Origin of the sequence: Stenotrophomonas sp. Sm2128 (assembly GCF_030985535.1) — a bacterium.
Classification (GTDB): domain Bacteria; phylum Pseudomonadota; class Gammaproteobacteria; order Xanthomonadales; family Xanthomonadaceae; genus Stenotrophomonas; species Stenotrophomonas maltophilia.
Map to the genome: position 1 here is coordinate 1 of NZ_JAPTFQ010000137.1, position 4,595 is coordinate 4,595.

Consider the following 4,595-nt stretch of genomic DNA (forward strand, 5'->3'; position numbering starts at 1 on the left):
ATGCGTGGATGCTCTTCGTTTCATTGTCGAATTACTCGATTTCGATGGAGATTCATCCACGCATGGCGTGGATCTACAATCCCTCCATGTCCTCCCCCGCCCCGCCCTGGAATGGCACGTTGCTGCTGGATGCTCACGTGGCCGTGCTGCAGGGCCATGCCGGTGGCAGCGCCTCGCATGCACACTACGCCCATCAACTGCTGTTGAGCGACGATACGCCCTGGCAGGTCGAAGTCGATGGCGTACGGCAGCAGGGCCAACGGCTGTGGCTGCCGTCCTTCCAGACGCACGCGATCCTGTCGGCGCCGGAAGCGGGCTGTACGGTGTTCCTTGAGCCGGCGCATGCCGACCTCGAACAGATCCAGCAGCACCTGCACGCGCTGCCGGGCACTGCGATGGAACTGCACGACTGGCTGCCACGGTTGAGCCGCCCACAGCCGCTGGACCGCCGCGTGCAGGCGGCGTTGGCCCGTATTGCCCAGCACCTGCCCGGCCCGGTGCCGGCCGCCGATATCGCCGAGGCGGCGCACCTGTCGACCAGCCAACTGCACCGGCGTTTCCAGTCCGAGCTGGCAGTGACCCTGCGCGGCTGGGTACTGTGGCAACGGTTGCGCCGCGCGCTGATGCATCATCTGAGCGGTCACAACCTGACCGACAGTGCGCATGCCGCTGGATTCGCCGATCTGGCCCATCTCTCGCGCAGCCTGCGCCGCATGTTCGGCATCGGTGCCGCGCAGCTGCAGGGCCTGCAGCTGCACGCGGCCTGACATGTTCAATCATTCGCGCCTGCGCAGGCCTTCCGGCAACTCCGGCACCTCGCCATGCGGCAATTCGCGGAACGGCGCCAGCAGCTGCCCCGGATAATCGCGCGGATAGTCCGGCTGGCTGCCGATGCCAAGGTCGCGTTGCTGCAGCCGATAACCCGGCGCATCGAAGGCGGTCCCCAGCAGATGGTCCCAGGCGGTCAGGAACAGGCCGAAGTTGACGTCGCCCGCGGTGCCGTAACGCATGTGGTGGAAGCGGTGCAGCGGCGCCCAGGCCATCACCCGGCCGAGCACGCCGGGACGCATGTCAACGTTGGAGTGCTGCAGCAGCAGCTGGATGGCAATGGCGAAAGCCAGCACCGCAGCCACCGGCATCGGCAGGCCCAACAGCAGCAGCGGCAGCACGCCGCCCACCGCTTCGGCCGCCTGATGCAGCGGGTGTTTCATCAGCCCGTTGAAGCCGTACATGCGGGTGACGCTGTGGTGCACCGCATGCAGCCGCCACAACCAGCCGATGCGATGGCTGGCGTAGTGCACCAGGGTGATGCCCAGATCAGCGCAGACGATGGCCAGCAGCACCTGCAGCGCGAATGGCCACTGCACCGGCCACAACTGCCACGGAATGATTGCCGCCAGCAGCGGCACCGCCGCGATCGACAGCAGGTTCAGGCTTTCGTTGACCAGTGCATGCAGGCTGTCACGCAGGCTGTCGCCGTGGTCGTGGTTGAACGCGGGGTCGTACGGCCAGGCACGCTCGGCGGCGAACGAGACCGCGATGGCGGCCGCCAGCAAGGCCAGCAGCCACAACGGATCACCGTGGCAATGGCCGACCCAGACGACGGCAGTGGCAACGAAGCCCAGCAGGAACAGCGGGGCATACAGGCGGAGCATCCAGTGCTTCATGGGCAACCCGGAAAGTGAGGGGCCTGCATGCTGGCGCCGCGTATGGGGTGCTGGCTTGAACAAACAGCGCAACCCGCACGCACCGGGTAGACGCCGACCTTGGTCGGCGCCGCGTTTCCCACATCCACGCATGGCGCGGCTCTACAATGGCGCCCTCATCGCGCCCGGGGCCGGCATGGATTCCTTCAACCTGATGCGTGCCTTCCGCCGCATCGTCGAACGCGGCGGGCTGGCCCGCGCTGCCGAAGACCTCGGCATGTCGCCCGCCGGCCTGAGCAAACAGCTGCGCACGCTGGAAGCGCATCTGGGCGTGGTACTGCTGCAGCGGACCACGCGGCGCATGAGCCTGACCGAGACCGGCCACGCCTATTACCGCGAATGCTGCCGCCTGCTTGACGAGCTGGACGCATTGGAACGCGGCATCGCCGAACAGCGCGGCGACGTGGCCGGGCGCCTGCGCGTGAACGCGCCGCAGTCGTTCGCGCTGAGCACGCTGTCGCCGCTGCTGCCACGCTTCCTGCAGCAGCATCCGCAGCTGTCGTTGGATCTGGTGATGGAAGATCGCCTGCTCGATGCAGTCGGTGAGGGTTTCGATGTATCGCTGCGGCTGCGTGCCGAGCTGGATGATTCACGCCTGGTGGCGCGCCGGCTGGCGTCGCTGCAGCAGGTGCTGTGCGCGGCCCCGTCCTACCTGCGGCAGCATCCGGCACCGCAGGCGGTGGACGATCTGCAGGCGCACAGCGTGCTGGCCTACAGCCTGTCCGACTCGCCCGGCAGCTGGCCGCTGCTCGGCCCCGATGGCCAGGTGACGATCACCCTGCCGGCGCGCGTCACCGTCAACAACAGCCTGCTGCTGCGCGACCTGCTGGTGGCCGGCATGGGCATCGGCGCCCTGCCCTCGTTCCTGGCGGCACCGGCACTGGCCCGTGGCGAACTGCAGCAGGTGCTGCCCGACCACCGCTATCCGCCACGCTTCGTGCATGCGGTCTACCCCACGTCGCGCCACCTGCAGCCCAAGGTGCGTGCGTTCATCGATTTCCTGCACGCCGAGCTGCCCGGCTGCGCTGGCCTGGATTCGTAACCGCCAGCGAAAACTGAGCTGCCCGCGGCGTGCTGTTTCGGCCACGCCGCGCTGCCTAATCTGCCGCCTCCCCTCTCACCGATGGCAGGCAGATGTCTTCCGTTCCTTCCCCCGCCACCGCCGCGCCGGTGGTCGATTTCTTCCACGACGTGGTCTGCGGCTGGTGCTTCGTGCTGGCCCCGCGCCTGCAGCAGGTCTCGGCCGAACTCGGCATCCAGGTGCGCCACCGCAGCTTCGTGCTGCAGGACTCGCGCGCGCAGATGGTCGAGGTGTTCGGCTCGATGGAGCGCGCCAAAGCGATCATCCTGCGCCACTGGACCGACTGCGCCGCGCATGAAGACACCGCGCGCATCGATATCGAAGGCATGCGCGCACAGGACTTCGAGTATCCATCCGGCTGGCTCGGCGCACTGGCCTGCCAGGCCGCCGGCATGCTTGGTGGCAACGACGCCCATGGCGCGATGTTCGATGCCGTGCAGTGGGCGCACCTGCACCAGCACCGCAACATCGGCGATGCCGAAGTACTGCTGGATATCGCCGAATCGCTGGGCCATCCACGTGGCGCCTTCGCTGACCACATGCGCAGCGACACAGTGCGCCAGCGCGTGCAGGCCGATCGTGCCGAAGCCGCTGCCCTCGGCATCCGTTCCATACCCACCGTGATCGGCGGCAACGGCCTGCGCCTGCAGACCCTGCCGCTGCCACACCTGCGCCAGGCCCTGGCGCACCTGGTCGCGGCCTGAGCCGCACCATCCCCCCACCCTGCAAGGAGATTCCCCATGACCCCACGTACCCTGGCCACCGCGCTGGCCCTGCTGCTGGCCGGCACCGCCGCTTCCACCACCGTGTCCGCGCACGAACGCGTTCCCTCCGACCAGCAGGTCGGCACCAGCCCCTGGGGGCCGAAGGACGAGATCGGCCGCCTCAACCTGATCACCGAGGCCTCGCGTGCGGCGATCCTGTCGCGGGTCAGCGGCGGCAAGGCCTATGACCTGGCCACCGAATACTACGTCGGCATGCCCAGCTGGCAGGATGCCGGCGACCCGCACTACCAGTTCTGGATGACCCACACCCCGCGCGGCACGGTGATGGATGATCCGATGGGCGTGGGTGAAACCATGAACCTCACCCGCAGCTACACCGGCACCGCGTTCTCGATGTACAGCCACACCGGCACCCACATCGATGCGCTGAACCACTTCGGCATCCATGGAAAGATCTGGAACGGCTTCGAGGCCGACAAGCACCTCGGCGACCGTGGCTGGAATGTCACCGGCATCGAGAAGTTCCCGCCGCTGATCGCGCGTGGCGTGCTGATCGACGTGGCCGCCGCCAAGGGCGTGGACATGCTGCCGGACAGCTACCGCGTCACCCGCCAGGACCTGAAGGATGCGCTGGCACGCCAGAAGGTGAAACTGCAGCAGGGCGACGTGGTGCTGATCCGCACCGGCCGCATGCGCCTGTTCGAACAGCCCAAGGCCTACATGGCCAACCCGCCGGGCATGGGCCTGGACGCGGCGCGCTTCCTGGTGGAGGACAGCGGCGCGATGATCGTCGGCGCCGACAACCTCAGCTTCGAGACCTTCCCCTCGGAGGTGTCCGACGACTACGTGCCGCTGCACACCTACCTGCTGGCCCAGCAGGGCGCGCCGATCATCGAGCTGGTGGCGCTGGACGAACTGGCCCGCGACAAGGTCTACGAGTTCGCCTTCATCGGCGGCCCGCTGAAGATCCGCGGTGGCGATGCCGCGCCGCTGCGCCCGGTGGCGTTGCCGGTCCGCCCCTAACCAGGGGCATCCCCAGGTAGCGCCGGGCCATGCCGGGTGGGTGCCGACCTTGGTCGGCAC

General features: G+C 67.9%; 5 protein-coding genes. 4 read left to right on the plus strand and 1 reads right to left on the minus strand.

The features are described from left to right. Positions 1-62 precede the first annotated feature (62 nt). Positions 63-767, plus strand: coding sequence for an AraC family transcriptional regulator (locus O0K41_RS21940; RefSeq protein WP_164221543.1), 705 nt, complete (start codon positions 63-65; stop codon positions 765-767). 9 nt (positions 768-776) lie between these two features. Here O0K41_RS21940 and O0K41_RS21945 read toward each other — a convergent pair whose 3' ends face one another. Beyond that, positions 777-1,655 (minus strand): sterol desaturase family protein, encoded by an 879-nt coding sequence (locus tag O0K41_RS21945; RefSeq protein ID WP_012480586.1) that lies wholly within the window; start codon positions 1,653-1,655, stop codon positions 777-779. A 142-nt stretch (positions 1,656-1,797) separates the two neighbouring features. Here O0K41_RS21945 and O0K41_RS21950 point away from each other — a divergent pair, with 142 nt between their 5' ends. The 3 genes from O0K41_RS21950 (at position 1,798) to O0K41_RS21960 (ending at position 4,535) form a co-directional block, all read left to right on the plus strand. Then, a complete protein-coding gene (locus O0K41_RS21950) occupies positions 1,798-2,748 on the plus strand; it encodes a LysR family transcriptional regulator (protein WP_181453421.1) in 951 nt (316 codons plus the stop codon). Positions 2,749-2,840: 92 nt separating this feature from the next. After that, entirely contained in the window at positions 2,841-3,491 is a 651-nt protein-coding gene (locus O0K41_RS21955; RefSeq protein WP_123958699.1) for a DsbA family protein, read from the plus strand. 36 nt (positions 3,492-3,527) lie between these two features. Continuing rightward, positions 3,528-4,535 (plus strand): cyclase family protein, encoded by a 1,008-nt coding sequence (locus O0K41_RS21960; RefSeq protein WP_164221541.1) that lies wholly within the window; start codon positions 3,528-3,530, stop codon positions 4,533-4,535. Positions 4,536-4,595 lie beyond the last annotated feature (60 nt).

Excerpts from the sequence above, each read along its gene's own strand:
- O0K41_RS21940 (WP_164221543.1), top strand. The coding sequence starts at position 63 with ATGGCGTGGATCTACAATCCCTCCATGTCCTCCCCCGCCCCGCCCTGG.
- O0K41_RS21945 (WP_012480586.1), bottom strand. The coding sequence starts at position 1,655 with ATGCTCCGCCTGTATGCCCCGCTGTTCCTGCTGGGCTTCGTTGCCACT.
- O0K41_RS21950 (WP_181453421.1), top strand. The coding sequence starts at position 1,798 with ATGGCGCGGCTCTACAATGGCGCCCTCATCGCGCCCGGGGCCGGCATG.
- O0K41_RS21955 (WP_123958699.1), top strand. The coding sequence starts at position 2,841 with ATGTCTTCCGTTCCTTCCCCCGCCACCGCCGCGCCGGTGGTCGATTTC.
- O0K41_RS21960 (WP_164221541.1), top strand. The coding sequence starts at position 3,528 with ATGACCCCACGTACCCTGGCCACCGCGCTGGCCCTGCTGCTGGCCGGC.